The sequence below is a fragment of the Cyanobium sp. FACHB-13342 genome (assembly GCF_014697415.1).
GTDB lineage: Bacteria > Cyanobacteriota > Cyanobacteriia > PCC-6307 > Cyanobiaceae > Cyanobium_A.
The window spans coordinates 14,359-31,184 of the sequence record NZ_JACJRT010000016.1; the positions used below are offsets into that span (position 1 = coordinate 14,359).

At 66.4% G+C, this 16,826-nt stretch carries 17 protein-coding genes; 9 read left to right on the forward strand and 8 right to left on the reverse strand.

The window, feature by feature from the left end:
• The first annotated feature begins 16 nt into the window (after positions 1 to 16).
• Positions 17 to 712, forward strand: a complete 696-nt coding sequence (locus H6G16_RS12420; RefSeq protein ID WP_190390651.1) for a Coq4 family protein — start codon at positions 17 to 19, stop codon at positions 710 to 712.
• Here H6G16_RS12420 and H6G16_RS12425 read toward each other — a convergent pair.
• A complete protein-coding gene (locus H6G16_RS12425; protein ID WP_190390652.1) occupies positions 687 to 2,018 on the reverse strand; it encodes a cation:proton antiporter in 1,332 nt (443 codons plus the stop codon). The two genes, H6G16_RS12420 and H6G16_RS12425, sit on opposite strands and share 26 nt — an antisense overlap.
• Before the next feature lie 134 nt (positions 2,019 to 2,152).
• On the opposite strand from H6G16_RS12425, the gene H6G16_RS12430 reads away from it, so the two are divergent.
• The 4 genes from H6G16_RS12430 to H6G16_RS12445 all read left to right on the forward strand — a co-directional run bounded on the left by H6G16_RS12430 (position 2,153) and on the right by H6G16_RS12445 (position 4,187).
• Positions 2,153 to 2,404, forward strand: coding sequence for a hypothetical protein (locus H6G16_RS12430; protein ID WP_190390653.1), 252 nt, complete (start codon positions 2,153 to 2,155; stop codon positions 2,402 to 2,404).
• Positions 2,404 to 2,844, forward strand: a complete 441-nt coding sequence (locus H6G16_RS12435) for a TA system VapC family ribonuclease toxin (RefSeq protein ID WP_190390654.1) — start codon at positions 2,404 to 2,406, stop codon at positions 2,842 to 2,844. The genes H6G16_RS12430 and H6G16_RS12435 overlap by 1 nt, the downstream gene beginning before the upstream one ends.
• Before the next feature lie 104 nt (positions 2,845 to 2,948).
• Entirely contained in the window at positions 2,949 to 3,734 is a 786-nt protein-coding gene (locus H6G16_RS12440; protein WP_190390655.1) for a hypothetical protein, read from the forward strand.
• 12 nt (positions 3,735 to 3,746) lie between these two features.
• The gene (locus H6G16_RS12445; RefSeq protein ID WP_190390656.1) at positions 3,747 to 4,187 is read left to right on the forward strand and encodes a hypothetical protein; all 441 of its coding nucleotides are present in this window, start codon (positions 3,747 to 3,749) and stop codon (positions 4,185 to 4,187) included.
• A gap of 16 nt (positions 4,188 to 4,203) precedes the next feature.
• On the opposite strand, the gene H6G16_RS12450 is transcribed toward H6G16_RS12445, so the two are convergent.
• The 4 genes from H6G16_RS12450 to H6G16_RS12465 form a co-directional block, all read right to left on the reverse strand.
• Positions 4,204 to 5,418 (reverse strand): alpha/beta hydrolase, encoded by a 1,215-nt coding sequence (locus H6G16_RS12450; protein WP_190390657.1) that lies wholly within the window; start codon positions 5,416 to 5,418, stop codon positions 4,204 to 4,206.
• Positions 5,419 to 5,422: 4 nt separating this feature from the next.
• Positions 5,423 to 6,187, reverse strand: a complete 765-nt coding sequence (locus H6G16_RS12455) for a MinD/ParA family protein (RefSeq protein WP_190390658.1) — start codon at positions 6,185 to 6,187, stop codon at positions 5,423 to 5,425.
• On the reverse strand, positions 6,184 to 7,986 hold the full coding sequence (locus H6G16_RS12460) for a cache domain-containing protein (RefSeq protein WP_190390659.1): 1,803 nt from the start codon (positions 7,984 to 7,986) through the stop codon (positions 6,184 to 6,186). Before H6G16_RS12460 ends, H6G16_RS12455 begins: the two co-directional genes overlap by 4 nt.
• Positions 7,987 to 8,072: 86 nt before the next feature.
• Positions 8,073 to 9,326 (reverse strand): MFS transporter, encoded by a 1,254-nt coding sequence (locus H6G16_RS12465; RefSeq protein ID WP_190390660.1) that lies wholly within the window; start codon positions 9,324 to 9,326, stop codon positions 8,073 to 8,075.
• Between the two features lie 75 nt (positions 9,327 to 9,401).
• Here H6G16_RS12465 and H6G16_RS12470 point away from each other — a divergent pair, with 75 nt between their 5' ends.
• Genes H6G16_RS12470 through H6G16_RS12485 form a run of 4 tightly spaced genes read left to right on the forward strand, consistent with a single transcriptional unit; the run spans position 9,402 to position 11,855 of the window.
• Positions 9,402 to 9,968, forward strand: a complete 567-nt coding sequence (locus tag H6G16_RS12470; protein ID WP_190390661.1) for a lectin-like protein — start codon at positions 9,402 to 9,404, stop codon at positions 9,966 to 9,968.
• Positions 9,969 to 9,997: 29 nt separating this feature from the next.
• Positions 9,998 to 10,741 (forward strand): hypothetical protein, encoded by a 744-nt coding sequence (locus H6G16_RS12475; protein ID WP_190390662.1) that lies wholly within the window; start codon positions 9,998 to 10,000, stop codon positions 10,739 to 10,741.
• A gap of 53 nt (positions 10,742 to 10,794) precedes the next feature.
• Positions 10,795 to 11,307, forward strand: a complete 513-nt coding sequence (locus tag H6G16_RS12480) for a hemagglutinin (RefSeq protein ID WP_190390663.1) — start codon at positions 10,795 to 10,797, stop codon at positions 11,305 to 11,307.
• Positions 11,304 to 11,855, forward strand: coding sequence for a potassium channel family protein (locus tag H6G16_RS12485; RefSeq protein ID WP_190390664.1), 552 nt, complete (start codon positions 11,304 to 11,306; stop codon positions 11,853 to 11,855). Before H6G16_RS12480 ends, H6G16_RS12485 begins: the two co-directional genes overlap by 4 nt.
• A gap of 20 nt (positions 11,856 to 11,875) precedes the next feature.
• Here H6G16_RS12485 and H6G16_RS12490 read toward each other — a convergent pair whose 3' ends face one another.
• From H6G16_RS12490 to H6G16_RS12500, 3 genes are all read right to left on the reverse strand, one after another.
• Entirely contained in the window at positions 11,876 to 12,244 is a 369-nt protein-coding gene (locus H6G16_RS12490; protein ID WP_190390665.1) for a hypothetical protein, read from the reverse strand.
• A gap of 80 nt (positions 12,245 to 12,324) precedes the next feature.
• Positions 12,325 to 15,627: an efflux RND transporter permease subunit gene (locus H6G16_RS12495; RefSeq protein ID WP_190390666.1), complete on the reverse strand. Its 3,303-nt coding sequence runs from the start codon at positions 15,625 to 15,627 to the stop codon at positions 12,325 to 12,327.
• A 9-nt stretch (positions 15,628 to 15,636) separates the two neighbouring features.
• Positions 15,637 to 16,776 (reverse strand): efflux RND transporter periplasmic adaptor subunit, encoded by a 1,140-nt coding sequence (locus H6G16_RS12500; RefSeq protein WP_190390667.1) that lies wholly within the window; start codon positions 16,774 to 16,776, stop codon positions 15,637 to 15,639.
• Positions 16,777 to 16,826: the final 50 nt, after the last annotated feature.

Here is a 16,826-nt window from a genome sequence, read left to right on the forward strand (position 1 = left end):
CGCTGCCTCCCCTGCCATGCGTTCTTCCCTGCGCCGCCAGCTGCTGCACCTGGCCACCGATCTCTCGGCCTTGGCAGCCCACCCGGACGACCTGGGCCATGGCTTCGATCTGCTCACCCGCAGCTATGCCACACCGGTGGCGGATGCCGCCCGCGCCGCCCTGCGCAGCGACCCGGCGATCGCGCCGCTGATCCGCGAGCGCTACTGGGGGCCCTGGCCCAGCCCGGCCGAGCTGCTGGCGTTGCCTGCGCAAAGCCTCGGCCACGCCTACGCCAGCTGGTTCGCCAATGCGGGCGGCCAGCCCCTGCCCGATCCGGTGTTGCACGCCGGCAACGATGGCGACGACACCTGGCTGCACCAGCGGGTGCGCCACACCCATGACCTCTGGCATGTGGTGTGCGGCTGCCCGCCCACGGCGGCCGGGGAAGCGGCGATGAGTGCTGTAACCGTGATGCAGCTGCGCTGGCCCGGCAGCGCCATGCTGCTGGGGGCCGATCTGCTGCATCGCTGCCTCGAGGGCCCCGTCGCCGGCGACGTGGACGTGGGGCAGGCAGCGGCCTACGGCCTGGAACTGGGCCGGGTCTGCGCACCGCTGCTGGCCCAGCGCTGGGAGCAGGGTTGGGACCGGGCCCTGGCCGACTGGCGCAAGCAGCTGGGCATCACCGCCCTGGTGGAGCGCTCGCCGTTCAGGACGGAGATGGCTCGGGGCTGAACGGCAGCAATCGGCGCAGCAGCAGCGGCTGCAGCAACAAATCCGCCAGCACCACCACGAACAGCAAGGCCAGCAGCTGACCCGCCAGGGGCTCCGCCAACGCCGGGACAACCCCGCGCAGGTGAGGCAGTTCCTCTGTCATCGACACCGCCAGCGCCAGGGGCACCGCCGCCCGCAGCCCGCCACCGGCAATTACCAGGCGATCGGGCCAGGGGAAGCGGGCTGCCGGCAGCAGGGCCCACACCGCCAACAACCGCGCCAGCGGCACCACGATCGCCAGGGCGAGCCCCAGCGGCAGCACCGTGATCAGCGCGGCGGGCTTCACCAGCAGGCCGAGCAACAGCAGCACCGTGATTTCGGCGGCCGTGTTCAGCGGATGCATCACCCGGCCCAGGGCCTGCTGCTCAAAGCGACCGATCCGGTAGCGGCCGTTGGAGAGCAATACCCCGGCCACGAACACCGCCAGCAGCCCACCACCCCCCAGCAGCTGGCCGAAGCCGAAGGCCACAAAGGCCAGCGCCACCGCCACCAGCAGCAGCATGGGCTCGGAGCGCACCAGGGCATCGATCAGGCGCGGCGCCAGGGCGCCCACGATCAACCCGGCCAGCAGGCCAGCGCCCACATGCAACCCAACCGCACCCAGCTGCTCGGGCAGGCGACTGGCCAACACCCCATGCAGGGCCTGATGGTCGCCATGGGGGTGGGCCTGCAACACACCGGCCACCAAGCCGAAGCCCAGCAAGGTCACCACCGTGTTCACCGCCACCTCGAACTGCAGGAGGTGGCTGAGGCGGCCGCGGATGGAATGGCCCAGCGCCACCAGCAGATCCTCGATGGCGCCGCTGTCGGTGGCGCCCAGGCAGCACACCGCCAGCACCGCGGCGGCCGGCGGCACCCCACCTGGAACCAGAGGCGACAGCACCAGGAGCGCCAGAGCCGCGACCGCCACGGTGATCAACGCACCACCACAGCCCAGCTGCAGGCCTGCGGCGGTCATGCCGCGGATGCGGCGCAGGTCGGTCTTGAGACCGGCGTAGAAGATCAGCAGCGCCAGGCTTACCCGGTGCAGGGTCTCCACCTGCAGCGGGCCGAGGGGCTGGGCCTGGGTCAAAAACTCCGTGGGAATCAGCAGGCCCAGCAGCAGCACGGCGGCCGCCCCCGGCAACCGCCAGGTCGCCGCCAGGCGATCCACGGCCAGGGCCGCCAGGTAGATCAGCCCCAGCCCCAGAAAAAATCCGCGCGGCAGCAGCGTGCCCTCCAGATGGGCGTGGGGCAGGGGCAGGGCGATCAGCACAGGGCTCAGCACCTGGATCTGCAGCAGCAGCGGCCTAATCCTCGCTCGGGGGCAGGACTGGCCGGGCTGAGCAAAGCACGCGCCGCCAGGAGACGGTGATGTGCTGATGCGCTGATGCAGTGATGCAGTGATGCAGAATGGCATTCATGCGCACCACGCTCGACATCGAAGACGATGTGCTGGCCGCTGCCCGGGAGCTGGCCCGCCGCCAGGGCACCACGGCAGGCCAGATGGTGTCGCGCCTGTTGCGGGCTGCGCTCAGCGGCGCCGCCTCCACGGGTCAGGCTGCGGTCGAAACACCTCCCACCATCGCCGGATTCCGCCCCTTCCAGGCCCGGGGCGGAGCGGTGGTGACCAACGAGCAGATCGATCAGCTGCGGGATGAGGCCGGCCTCTGATGGGCCGGGCCCTGCTCGACATCAACGTGCTGATCGCTCTGCTGGATCAGGGCCATCTGCTGCATCGGCCCGCCACCCGCTGGCTGGAGGGGCAACTCGAGCAGGGCTGGGCCACCTGCCCGATCACCGAGAACGGCGTGGTGCGGATCATGGCCCAACCCGCTTACCCCAATGCGCAACCGGCCGCCCTGGTGGCGGCACGCCTGGCGGAAGCCTGCAGCCATGCCAGCCATGCGTTCTGGCCGGAGCCGATCAGCCTGCTGCAGGAGGGGTTGATCCGCTGGGACCGGCTGCTGGGCCCACGCCAGATCACCGATGCCTACCTGCTGGCCCTGGCCGCCAGCCAGGGCGGCTGCTTCGCCAGCTTCGATCAGCGCATCACTCCTGAAGTGGTGCCCAGTGCCGAGGCCCACCATCTCTGCCTGATTCCGTGCAGCTGAACAGGCCCTCTCAAACGGATGAGCCGTGAACGGATGACCAGTGGCTCCAGCCTGGCCACCATGGGCGCTGGTGCGGTTGAGGCCGGATCCATCAGCCCCGAACGATGCTGTATTTCTTCCCGAACTTCGGCCTTGGGCCGGTCATCCTTGCGCTGATCGTCAGCGCGGCCCTCGGGCTTGGCGCCTACCTGATTGTTTTCAAGACCAGACTGTTCGACCACCTGATCAACAAGCCCTTGGTGGGGCCCTACGTGGGTGTCCCCATTACGGTCCTGGCCTTGCTGCTGGCCTTCATGGCGTCGTCCGTGTGGCAGAACACATCGGCAGCGGCAGCCGCCCTGCAGAACGAAGCGACAGCCCTGAGCAGGCTTGGGATCATCGCGGCGACATCCCCCGCACTCGCGAGCGAGCTGAAGGGCGAACTCTCGTCATACATCCAGCTGGTTGAGCAGGGCGAATGGGGCAGGGAGTACAACATGCGGCGCGCTCCAGAGATCGATCAAACCCTTTCCAACCTCTACAGGCGCGCCTGGACGATCGACGCTGGCGCCTGCACCGTGCGGGAGCCCGGATCCCTCTGCACGACCAAAGCCATGGCGGCGGAGATCCTCACCGAAATCAAGCAGCTCGAAGCAGCCCGGGAGCAACGCCTCTCGATCGGAAGCCAATCGAATCTGGGCTATGCGAGAAAGTGGGCTTTCATCTATCTGCTGACGCTGGTTTCCAACGTCACGCTTGGCGCCGTGCATCGTGCCAATCGCCACACGGCGATCACGGCCATCGTGCTCTGGTGCCTATGCACAGCCCTGGTCTTTTCCATGATCAAGCTGCATATCCACCCCTACAAAGGCTTCAACCCACTCACGCCTGATTTCACCAGCCTGGGCTGATCCTGCCGACCCATGCACCGCCAACCCATGCCCGTCCGACTGCCCCATCCCGGCCGGTTCGCCCAGCTCCCCCTGATTGTGCTGGCCCTGGCCGCCGGCAGCGCCGCATCGGCCACCCCCCTGCCCTGCAGCAACGCCACCCTTAAGGGCACCTACCTCTACAGCGAAAGCGGCGTGCTCAACGGCAAGCCCTATGCCGAGAGCGGCCGCGAGGTGTACGACGGCCAGGGCGGCATCGTGCTGAGCTATCGCGGCTCCGATGGCTCCGGTGGGGTGGAGAAGGCCACCTACCGCGTCAACGCCGACTGCACCGCCACGGCGACCTACCCCGACGGCCAGAAGGCCACCAGCTTCATCAGCCCGGACGGCAGCCGCTTCGTGTACACGATCACGGCCGCGCCGGGCAGCCAACCCACCGCCCTCTCCGGCTCGGAGGTGCGGGTGGCGCCCTGAGGCCTCAGCCTGGCAATCAGGCCGATGCGGCGGCTGTTTCGCGCAGCAATCGCCCAATCTCCTCCTGCTCCTGGTGAGCTGCAGCGATCGCCTGTCCAAACAGCACGAAATCGTGGAACACGCCGGGCACCGGTCGCTGCCACACGGTGCCGCCCTCCTGCTCCAACCGCTGGCCCAGGAGCAGCGCCTCATCGCGCAGGATGTCGTGCATGGCACTGATCACCAGGGTCGGCGGCAGACCCCGCAGGTCGCCGCGGAGGGGTGCGGCGCGCCAGTCGTCGGGATCCGGCGCGTAGTGGCCGTAGTACCAGCGCATGTCGGCGGCACTCAGGAAGGGAGCATCCGCCAGTTCGCGCCAGGAGGGGCAGGCCATGGAGGGATCCACCGTCGGGCAGATCAAAACCAGCAGAAGCGGCAGCGGCCATCCGGCGGCGCGCGCCTGTAGAGCGCTCACCAGGGCCAGGTTGCCGCCGGCCGAGTCGCCCATCAGGGCCAGCCGCTCCGGGTTGACGCCCAGCTTGGCGCCGTGCTCATGCAGCCAGTGCAGGGCTGAAGCCATGTCGTCCGGCGCCGCCGGCCAGGGATGTTCGGGGGCCAGGCGGTAGTCCACGCTCAGAAATGCCCAGCCGGAGCCCTGGCAGAGGGTGCGGCAGAGGCTGTCGTGGGTATCGACACTGCCGGTGACCCAGCCACCGCCGTGGGCGAACAGCACCACCGGCAGCGGTTCTCCCGTTGCGGAGGGGGGAAGGTAGAGGCGAGCCCGCAGGCCACCCGTGAGGGTCAGTTCGCGGGAGAGCAAGGTCTCTCGCGGCCGAAGCACCGCCGCCGGACCCTCCTCCGGCTCCAGTTTGCGCAGCAGATCTGGATGCTTGAGCGTGCGGCGCCGCAGGCTGAGCCGGGTGCTCCAGGTGACCGTTCCTTTCTGCCGCTCTGCGCGGAGCACGGTGCCCGAGGCGAGCATCTGCTCCAGGTGCTGCTCCACCTCCTCCAGACTGAAACCGCAGGCTGACGCCAGCTCGCTGGCGCTGAGACCCCGCTGGCGCAGCAGCTGCCGCAACAGCCGCATCTCCCCCTGGCGGCGATCGAGATCGAACAGCTTCATGCCCTGGCGCCTGGCCGCCTCTGGGCTGAGCTCATGCACCGCCCGCACGCCGGCACGCTCCAGCCGCACCAGCATCTGCTGGCAGTCAGCCGTCAGCAACGGGTCGCAGGCATGGGGGGCTGCGCTCACGTTCTCAGGGGCCCGCGAGAACGCGGTGGGCCAGCTGACGCACCCGCTCGCTCCAGGGGTGCTCGGGCTGGGCCAGCACGAAGGGGCGGCTCGAGGCGTTCATGGCGATGCCCTCATCCATCGGCAGGCAGGTCCCGAGCGGCACGCGATAGGTCGATTCCACCTGCTGGCGCACGGCCTCACCATCCATCTGCGACGGCAACTTGTTGAGAATCAACAGCATGTCGGGCACCTCCAGAAGGCGGGCGATCTCCACGGTGACGGCCGTGCCCTGGAAGTCCTGCTGATCGGGACGCAGCACCAGCAGCAGCACGTCGGAGAGGGTGAGCGAGAGCAGGGTTTCCTCGTTGAGCCCGGGATGGGTGTCGATGATCAGCACATCGAGCTCCAGGTCATCGAGCAGGCTCTGGAAGCCCTGCTGCAGCAGGCCCACGTCGTAGCCCTCCCGCAGCACCCGGGTGATCTCGCTGGCCTTGATGCTGGCCGGCACCAGCAGCAGCGCCCCGCCCTCCGGCAGGGCACCGATCCGTTCGGACACATCCACGGCCACCTCGGCGATGCCGCATTCCCCGTGGAGAAACTGGTTGATCGAGCGGTGGAGGTCTTCCGCCCCGAAGCCAAACGGCACATGCAGCCCGGGCGACTGAATATCGGTGTCGACGATCGCCACCCGCTTTCCCTGCTGGGCAAGCACCACGGCGAGGCTGGCCGTGGTGTTGCTCTTGCCGGTGCCGCCCCGGAACGAGTGCACGGAAACGATCAAGCTCATGGTCTCGGCGCGTCCGGGGGGGCGTTGCGGTCGATCGGTGGGGCTGGGGCGACGGCGTCGAGGCGGGGGCGCTGACGCTGGGCACGGAGCTGGGCAGCCGCGGCCTTCATGGCTCCGAAGAACTCACTGTCCACGATGACAGCAACATCCCGATCCCGCTGTTTCTGATCGACTTTGATATGCAAGGCCGCCACCTGGGCCCGCAAGCTGGCCTGTCGCTTGAGGCTTTCCCGCGCGGCCTGCAGCAGCTGCCGGCCCAGCACCCCGAGATCGTCCTTGCGGCGGATCACGGCGCTGAGCTGCTCCTCCTCCACGGGCTGGTCGGTTTCCAGCTGGGCAGCGGCCTGGGTGAGGCTGCGCAGGGGGCGGGAGATTCTCCGGCTGGCCACCACGGCCCCCCCGGTGGCGAGCAGCCCCAGCAGCGAGGTGAGCAGCATCACCCGCTGTTGCACGGCCCGGATCGCCTGGCGCTGCTCCTGCTGCGACTCCATCACCACCGCCTTGGCGCCATAGGCGTCCAGCGGCTGCCAGGCGGCCACCACCTCCTGCCCATCGATCGCCCCGGCGCCGACGCCGGCCTCGGTCGAAGCCAGCAAGGGCTGCAGAGGGGCGGACACCGGGTGATAGGTGAGCAGGCGCCGGAAGCGTTGGCCCTGGTCGATCCCGTCATTGCGGCTGATGCGCCGGCGGCGCGCCTCCGCCTGCCCATCGTCAGGCCCAAGAATCCCCATGGCCAGGCGGGAATCATTGGAGGAGGCGATCACCCCATCGTGTTCCAGCACCAGGGCGGTGAGGCCTGTTTTCAGATCGAGAGCCTTGGATTCAGCCAGGGAGTAGGTACCCACCACCGCCACACCCACCACCGTGCGGCCCTCACGGATCGGGCGGGCGATCGACACCGTCGCCCGCGGATTGGTGGTGCTCACGGGGTAGTAGATGCCACTCATGTAGGCCTCCTGCCGGAGCCCTTTCTGCACATAGGTGCGGAAGCTGTAGTCGTGGCCGATCAACTTGCGATCGGAGGAGGCGAAGCAGCGGCCGGTCCGATCGATCAGGTAGATGAAAGCGGCATCCGCGTGGCTGGCCTGCAGGCGATCCAACAAGCCCAGCACCTCCGGCTCCAGCTGCTGGCGCTCCCCAGCAGAGGCCCCCGCCATGCGGATCACCGCCGGGTTGCTGGCGAGGTAAAGCATGAGCTTGCCGTACTCGCTGAGGTTCTCGTCCAGCCGTCCGGCCACCGTGGCGGCGATCCCCTGCAGCTGTTTTTTCAGGGCCTGCTCGGCCTGCCCCTCGGCCAGCCAGGACCCCACGTTGCCCACGAGCAGGGCCGGCACCAGCGAGAACAGGAGCATCACACCGCCGAGCTTCACCCCCACGGGCCAGGCCGCCGGCGTCTGGAGCTGGAAGGTGGGCCGCCACGGGATCCACCGCCGGGTTCGGGGAGCGGCCAACCGCTGCAGGGCAGCGGCCTCGTTCGGTTGCAAACCAACGCGCTGTTGCAACTGCACCAGCACCTCCGCGCGCAGGAGCGGCTCGGTGGGGAGCAGATCCAGCCAGCGCTCCGGAGCCTCCAGCAGATCGCCAGCCTGGAGGGTCGGCAGGGGAGCGGACGCGCGCCGGCGCACCCCGGCGAGCTGGCGGGCCAGCGGGTCATCGGGCTCCGCCGCTGGCCACTGGGGAGCCTGCAGGCGCTCCAGGATGCGCTGCACGAGCAAGCGGGCCCGGCGCTGCCGCGACAGGGCGCCGGAGCTGATCTCGTCGCGGCTGATCGGCTTGGGCTGGGTCGGGCTGGAGTCCATGGGGCCCAACCGGGACTGGCATGAAAAATCTAGGTGGACCCAACGGGGCGCACCCAGACGGGATGGGCCAGCAGCACCCTGAAGCCTCAGCCCTGCCAGTCCGGCAGCAGATGGCGCTCCAGCTGGCGGTAGGCCAGCAGGGTGGGCACGGCCCAGATCAGGCCATAGAGCGCCGGCCCCTGCGGTAGGGCCAGGCCCACCTCCAGCCAGGTGGCGATCAGGGGCAGGGTGCCGCCAAGCACCGCCGTCACCAGGCTGTAGGACAGGGAAAAGGCACTGCAGCGCTGGGCCGCCGGAAACAGACCGGGCAACAGCGAGGGGTAGACACCCAGGTAGAGCATCAGCGGCACAAGCACGATCAACTGGCCCACCGCAAAGGCCAGCGGTGGGCCCGCCGCGATCAGCAGCATCCCCGGCAGCACGCCCACGGCCAGCACCAGGCTGAGGCGGCGCGCCAGCGCCACCGGCGCGCCGCGATCCGCCAGATGGCCGCCCAGCAGGATCAAGCCCACCCCGATCGCCTGGTTGAGGGTGGTGATGGCATTGAAGCTGGCGGCCAACGCCGGCAGCCGCGTCGACGCCTCCTGCACGGCAAACACCGTGGCCGCGTAGAAGCTCACCGCAGAGAGCGCCACCGCCGCCATCAGCCGCCCCATCGCCGGCCACTGGCCACGCAGCTCAGCCAGGTGGGCCGCCAGGCCGATTGGCGCCTGACCCGACCGTGTTTCCTCCAGGTGGGTGCGCAGGCTCAGGGCCCAGATCCCCAGCGCGGCGCCCAGCACAAACGGAACACGCCAGCCCCACTGCTGCACGGCCGGCGGATCGAGCCAGAGATGGATCAGCGCCGCCGCCAACGATCCCCCCACAAAACCCAGCACGGCCCCTGCGCTGGCGAAGCTGGCAGTGAGGCCACGCCGCTGGCGTGGAGCCGTCTCCACCAGGGCCACCACCGAGCCGGTGAACTCGCCGCCCACCGAAAGGCCCTGCAGCAGCCGCAGCAGCACCAGCAGCACGGCGGAGCTGGGGCCCCACTGGCTGGTGGGCGGCAGCAGGGCGATGCCGAGGCTGCAGGCCGCCATCACGGCCACGCTCACCAGCAGCAGCGCCCGCCGCCCCACCAGATCCCCGATCGGCCCCAGCAGCAACCCGCCGACCGGCCGCATCAGATAGCCCACCGCGAACACGGCGAAGGCACTCAGCAGCTGCAGCGACGGCACATCCGCCGGGAAGAAGGCCTCGCCGATCTCCTTGGCGAAGAAGCCGTAGACGGCGAAGTCGAACCACTCCACCGTGTTGCCGATCGCTCCGGCCAGGGTGCTGCGCGGGATCAGGGGAGCCATGACATCCAGTTTCGCGCGGCTGACAGGGCGATTCAGGCTTGCTAAGCCGTCGGCAGAGCAACGGCTGGGGCAACCATGCGTCAGACAGTGGCCAAACTCATGCTCCTGGGGGCAACGGCCCTGCTGGCCGCCCCGACCCAGGCGGAGCCGGTGCGCTGGAGTGGCAACGGCCATCTCTATGAGGTGGTGGTGGTGCCCGAAGGCATCACCTGGCTCGAGGCCAAGGCGGCGGCCAACGCCCGCGGGGGCTACCTGGCCACGCTCACCTCGGCCGAAGAAAACCGGTACGTCTGGTCGTTGATCGCCAAGCAACCCCGCGTCTGGACCACCAGCCTCCGCCAGGGCCAGGCCGACGCTGTCGGCCCCTGGATCGGCCTGGTGCAGATTCGCCACCAGGCGCAGGAACCCAAGGGCGGCTGGCAGTGGATCAGCGGTGAGCCCCTGACCTATACCAACTGGGCGGCGGGCAAGCCCAACAACCTCGAGCAGATCGAGGATTACGGCCACCTCTTCCGCGTGGCCGGCTCCAACGACCCAGCCACCTGGAACGACTTCGCCAACGATCCGACCCAACTGAGCGTGGTGCGCGCCCAGCGTCCCGTGGCCTACATCGTCGAGTTCGATCGAAAGCCTGCGCCATGACCCCCCAGCCAACACTGACCGTTGGAGCCATGCCGTACCGGTTGCGGCATCTGCCCCTCCTGCTCCTGCTCGCAGCCCCAGTCCCTGGGGCCTTGCAGGCCGCAGAACCGCCAGGCCAGCGCACCGTCGCCGCCGAACAGCAGCAACAACGCCAGCGCTACACCGGCGTCTGGGCCCTGGTGGACAACGCGAACAACCTCTTCAACGTGCGCCTCAGCGCCGATGGCCAGGCCATCAGCACCACGGGCACCGAGGGGGTACCCCTGGGCGGCAGCAGCCACCTGCGCGCCAACCAGCTCTACGAACACGGGCGCTGGACCCCCTGGGGCAACGGGGTGCGCATCGACTTCAGCGATGGCTGGAGTGATGCGATCCTCACCGGCCCGGCCGGCCCCGAGCAGTGGTCGTGGGCACCGGGGGCCAGCCGCCTCGACCCGCCCAGCAACGTCGGCAAGGCGGTGCAGCTGAGGGGAGCCGTGGCCGACGCAGTGGGGGTCTACCGGATCCAGCCGGCCCAGGCGGATCGGCCGGTCACCACCGTGAGCCTGATGTCGAACGGCCTGGCCTTCAACGCCATTGATGCGCTGGCCGGGGGCACCTGGCGGCTGGACAAGGGCGAGGTGGAAATCACCTGGAGCTCGGGCTGGCTCACCCGTTTCACGCCGAAGGAGCAGGGCCCGCTGCAGGTGCGGATCTGGGAACCGGCCCGGCGCCACCCTTCACCTCCCACAGCGATCCGGCCCGGCCAGCGTTTGCTAGCGCCCACGCCCTGAGGGGGGCAGCAGCCACGACCATGGCTAGAGAAGACGTAGCCAGGAGTGGCTCGATGCGCCTCCAATTCATTCCGATCCACCTGTTTCGCGAAACGCCGCAGGTGTGCTTCTTCGATGCCAGCGTGCCCCACAGCAACGGCACCGATGTGGTGGTGCACCACGGGCCTGCCATCTCACCGCCCGATCACGACGGTGCCGAGCAGTACTACGTGCATCAACACCAGGTGGATCACAACCTGGTGCTGCAAGGCCAGCGCACCTTCATCCTGCTCAACCCGGCCTGGGATCAGCCCCACCACGTGATCGCGCTGGAACGGGCCATGGGGGCGCTTGCAATTCCGGTGGGCACGTACCACCGCTCAATGTCAGGCGAGGAAGGCAGCCTCGTGCTCAACCAATCGATCCGTGATCCGGCCTTCAGCTACGCCACCGAGTTCATCCCCGTGTGCCTGGCCGACCGACCCGATCTGCAGACGGCTCGCGCTGTGGAGCCCTGGCGCTGGAGCTGGCATCACGGCCACATCCGCCGCCAACACGGTGACGTCGAGGATTGGCCCGTCAGATGAGCTGGAAACATGCGAAATGGGTGCTACTGGCCGGAGCAGCAGCGGCCGGAATCCTCTTAAGCAGCTATCCAACGACACCCCAGCTCTCGCGCTGCCCTGAGATCGGCAGCCTCCCGGGCATCGTGCTGGGAATGTTCATGGCCACAACGATCATCCATACATTGATGACGTCCATACAGGCCGACTCTGTGCACTCGAAACGTCTTAGCGCTTGGTGCTCAACAAGCAGCATTCGCTGCCACTTGCTGATTGCCATTGGAGCACTCATGACAGCAGCCACATTATTCCTGGAGATCCTTCTATGGGCTTGGGTTTATCGCCATGTCGGCGCGATTCAAGGCCTGGAAGCAAGCCTGTATTTTTCCGGCATCACATTCACAACGGTCGGCTATGGAGACATCACGCTGGCCAAATGCTGGCAATTACTCAGCGTGGCAGAAGCCGTGAATGGGGTTTTGATGGCCGGGTGGAGCGCCGCCCAACTGATTTTCCTCGTCCAGAGGATGATGATCTTGAGCGTACAACCTGAAGGGGCAAAACCAGATTGACCCTCCCAAATCTCAAGCCATCATCCATTTGCCCCGCCGGGACCAATCGCGCGACCGATGGTAGAGAGATAACGCCAATGAGCTGGCCTAGACCAGTACACAGCAACGGGGATCGCCACCAGCTCATTGAGCAACATGGCACGAACGTAGGACGTCAATCCAATGTCGCCTTGGCTAAGCAGCCAGAGTTGAACCATCAAGATCTTGAAAACCCCAATCCACAAAATCACCCGCAACCAGGAAAGAGCCTTCAGCGACTTCCTGCTTGCAACACCAACCATCGCGAGCAGTATGGCAAGCGAAACCACAATTCCCGTCAGACGGTGGAGCACAAGCTGCTCGACATCAGAAACTGAAGACAGCCGCAACCCTGCCACAAAGAAGGCCAAACAAATGGCCTGATGGACAAAGACAATCCTAGTCATCAGTCCAAACCCCCTGGGCTTTGACTGGCGAGAATCAGCGGCGATCAATCGTGTCCAGAGATGGTGGGAACAGAAACCGTTGTGGAATCACCGCTACCGCCCTCGCCGAACCAACGGGCCTCCAGCTGCTTGATCAACACATAGAAGGGAGGCACCACACCCAGCGACAGCACCGTGGCCACCAACAGGCCGCCAAAGATCACCGTACCCAGGGACTGCTGGCTGTTGGCACCGGCGGTGGTGGCCACCACCAGAGGCAGGAATCCGGCCAGCGAGGCGATGGCGGTCATCAGGATCGGCCGCATCCGGGATTCGGCAGCGGCCATGGCCGCTTCGACAACGCCCATGCCCTCCTCCAGATGCTGTTCGGCCACCTCCACAATCAGGATGCCGTTCTTGGCCGCCAGACCAATCAAGGTCACCAAACCCACCTGGGCGTAGATGTTGAGGTCGATCGAGCGCAAGGCCAGAAACACCAACGCACCCAACATGGCCAGGGGTACGGTCATCAGGATGATGACCGGGGTGACGTAGCTCTCGTATTGGGCCGATAGCACGAGGTAGACGATCAGGATGCCCAGGCCAAACACCAGAACGCTGGCGCTGCCCGCGGAAAGCTGCAAGGCGGCAAGGCCCGTGAAGGCATAGCCGATATTGTTGAAGTCCAGCTGGTTGAAGATTTGCTGAATGGCCGTGAGGGCCTGTCCCGAGCTCTTGCCGATGGCCTCAGCGCCCTGCACCAGGATGGTGCGGTACAGGTTGTAGTGGCTGATCACGGGCGGCGCACTGGTGAGCTCCGACGAGGCAAACTCACTCACCTGCACCAGTTTGTCGTCGCGGTTGCGCACGTAGTAACTGAGCACATCCTCAAGGGAGCTACGTCCCGAGGCCTCCGACTGCACGTAGATGTTGCGCACCTGTCCGTTCTCATAGGTGAGTCCGGAATAGTTGCCGCCAGCGAGCACGGCGATCGTCTGCATGGCCTGCTGGAAGTCGATGTTCAGGGCGCCCATGATCGAGCGATCCATCTTCAGCCCAAACGCCGGCGCACTGGGAATGAATTGGGTGTAGAGGCTGGAAAACTGATCGGAACCATTGCCGGCAGCCACCAGCTGCTGAGCCAGACCATCGAGCTGGTTGAAGCTGTAGGAGCCGTTGCTGAGGTCGTTGAACTGGAAGTAGAAGCCACCCTGGGCCGAGAAACCGGGAATCGCCGGCGGCTGGGCGGCCACGGCCAGGCCACTGCTGATCTTCGAGAGCTTGGCATTGAGCCGCTGCACGATGGCCGGGGCCTTCTGATCGGCGCCGCTGCGCTCCTCCAGGGGCTTGAGGCCAAAGAAAAACACCCCCTGATCCGGGCTGGAGCCGTTGAAGCCGTAGCCGCTCACCACGGAAGCCGCCGTGATGTCGGGCTCCTGCTTGAGCACCTTGGCGATTTCCAGGCCGGTCTTCTGGGTGAGGCTGAGGGAGGCGCCATTCTGCAGCTGGAAGATCCCCACGCCGTAGCCCTGATCTTCCTCAGGGATGAACGCCGAAGGCAGGGCAGAGAACGCCACAGCGGTGAGCACAATGCCGCCAATCAGCCCGGAGAACACCAGCTTGCGCTTGCGGATCAACACCGCCAGCAGCTGGGCATAACGCTGCTGCAACCAGGCAAAGAAGCTGTTGAAACGATCAAAGATCAGGGCCAGCCGGCTGCCGGCGATGCCGAACAGCACCACCCCGAACACGTAGGCGCCGACCCCGAAGGAGGCCGCGCTGAAGCGACCGAAGGCCAGACCCACCACCACACCGCCGATGGTCCAACCCCAACCCTTCGGCTTCGGGGGCTGCTCCTGCTTCAGGATCAGGGCCGACATCATCGGCGAGAAGGTGAGGGCGTTGAAGGTGGAAATGGCGATCGAGAAGGCGATCGTGAGGGCAAACTGCTTGTAGATGATGCCGATACCGCCCGGGTAGAACGCCACCGGCACGAACACCGCCATCAACACCAGGGAAGTGGCGATCAAGGCGCCGATCAGGGTGCCCATGCACTCCATCGCCGCCTTGCGGGGGCTCATGCCACTTTCGAGGTTCTTGGACACGGCCTCAATCACCACGATGGCGTCATCCACCACCAGGCCAGTGGCGAGCACCAAGCCCAGCAGGGTGAGCTGGTTGATCGAGAAGCCAAACGCCTTGATGAAGGCGAAGGTGCCGATCAGGGAGATCGGAATCGCCAGGCTGGGAACCACCGTGGCGCGCCAGTTCTGTAGGAACAGGAACAGGATCACCAGCACCAGCACGATCGCCAGGCCCAGGGCATCAGTTACCCCATCAACGGCCGACTCAATGAACTGGCCGATGTTGTAGATCTGCTTCACGCTGATGCCTGCAGGCACCGTCTGGGCGAACTGATCCATCACCGCCACAACGGCTTCGGACACATCCAGCGCATTGCTCTCGGGGGTCTGGAACACCGCCACGGTGATCGCCGGGTAGCCCTCAACACTCACGGCCTGCTGGGCAAAGGTGTTGAAGCCGTAGGTGGCCTGGCCCACATCCCGCAGCCGCAGCACGTTGCCCTGGGGCGACCTGCCCACGATCAGATCGTTGAGCTGCTCCACCGACATCAGGTTGCCGTTGTCGGCCACCAGGATCGGGTAGGCGAACAGCTGGTCCCCGCCGGCCGGTGGACCGCCCACCAGGCCGCCGATGGCGATGGTGTTCTGGCTCTTCACCGCATTGACCACCTGATCGGCCGTGAGCCGATTGGCCGTGAGCTGGTTGGGATCAACGAACAGCCAGAAGGCCGGATTGCTGCCGCCCAGCATGTTCACCTGGGCCACACCGGGAACCCGCTCCAACTGGTAATAGAGCTGTTCATAGATGAGGCCGTTGATGTAAGCCGCATCAAACTGTCCCTGGGTCGAGGTGACCTGATAGGCCAGCAGAATCGAGGGGGTGCTTTGCATCACCGACACACCCGTGGCTGAGACCTGCTGCGGCAGCTGGGGCATCGCCAGGGACACGCGGTTCTGCACGTTCACCTGGTCGATGTTGATATCGGTGTCTTCGTCGAAGTAAACCTGAATGATGCTCTGACCGGTGTTCGAGCTGGTGGAAGAGATGTAGGCGGCTCCCGGCACGCCGTTGATCTGCTGCTCGAGGGGATTGGTCACCGCCTGTTCGGTCACCACGGAGTTGGCGCCGCCGTAGTTGGCCGTCACCTGAATCAGGGGCGGGGCGATGTTGGGGAGGTTCTCAATCGGCAGGGTGGGGATCGCGATGATGCCTATCAGCACGATCAAAATGCTGCAAACGGTCGTTAGAACCGGCCGTTTGATGAACGTATCGGAGAGCGACATGGGTGGGCCTCAGTTCACACCCGGCTGGGCGGCAGCGCCGGCCAGCTTCACCGGCATGCCCGTGCGCAGGAGCGCTGTATTGCTCACCACCACCCGATCACCAGCCACCAGACCCGAAATCACCGGGTAGCGGTTGCCCTGCAACAGGCCGAGTTGGACAGGGATCTGCACCACGATCGGCGTTTCCACCGGCAGGGCTTCCAACTTCTGCTTCTGGGCGTCGGGGATCTGGGTGGAGGCCCGGATCTTGGCCAGCACCTGCTTGAGGGGGAACACGCGGTAGACGAAGGGCTGCTGGGCCTGCATCATCACGGCCTGCACCGGCACCGAGAGCTGGCGGCTGGTGCCGGTAATGATCCGGTTGCGGACGTACTGGCCGGTCTTGAGCTGGCCGGCAAGGTTGGGAAACTCGGCCTTCACCAGCACCGTGTTGGGAGAGGCGGAGCGGCCACTGATGCCGAAGTAGGGGGAGATGAACACCACCTTGCCCGTGCTGCTCACCGGTGGGGCCCCCTGCGATTGCAGCTGCACGGGCTGGCCGAGTTTCACCTGACCGGCCTGGGTGGCCGGTACATCCATCAGGGTCCAGAGGGTGGAGTTGTCAACAATCCCGGTGATCGCCTGACCCTGGCGCACGTAGTCGCCCAGCTTCACCGAGTCGAGGTCGCCAATCTCGCCACTGATGGGAGCACTCACATATTTGTAGCCGAGATCCGCTGCCTTGGCGCGGGCCTGATCACGGCTCTGAATGGCCTGGGTGACGTAGTAGTCGCGATCCTTGGTGGACACCGCGCCCTGCTCATTCAGGAAGATGTAGCGCTCCGCATTCACACTGTCCTTGCGCGATTCGGCCTTGCTGGCATCCAGGGCTGCTGACTGTTGCACGTTGTCGAGCACCAGGATCGGCTGGCCGGCCTTCACCCGCTGACCCTGGGTCGCCAGAATCTTCACCACCCGGCCATCCACCTCAGGGCTGAGCACCACATCGGTGGTGGAGCTCAGCTGACTCACCACCTCAATCGAGGGACTGAAGCTGGCCTCACCGATGGTTTCGGTCTGCACCACCAGGGGCTGGCGCGCCACCGGCTTGGCGGCGCAGCCCACCAGCAACACACCCACCAACGACAACGCCGGAACCGCTCGAACCACAAACCCTGGGCATGTGCGGGCAAATTAGAGGCAACGCTGCCCCTTGCCCA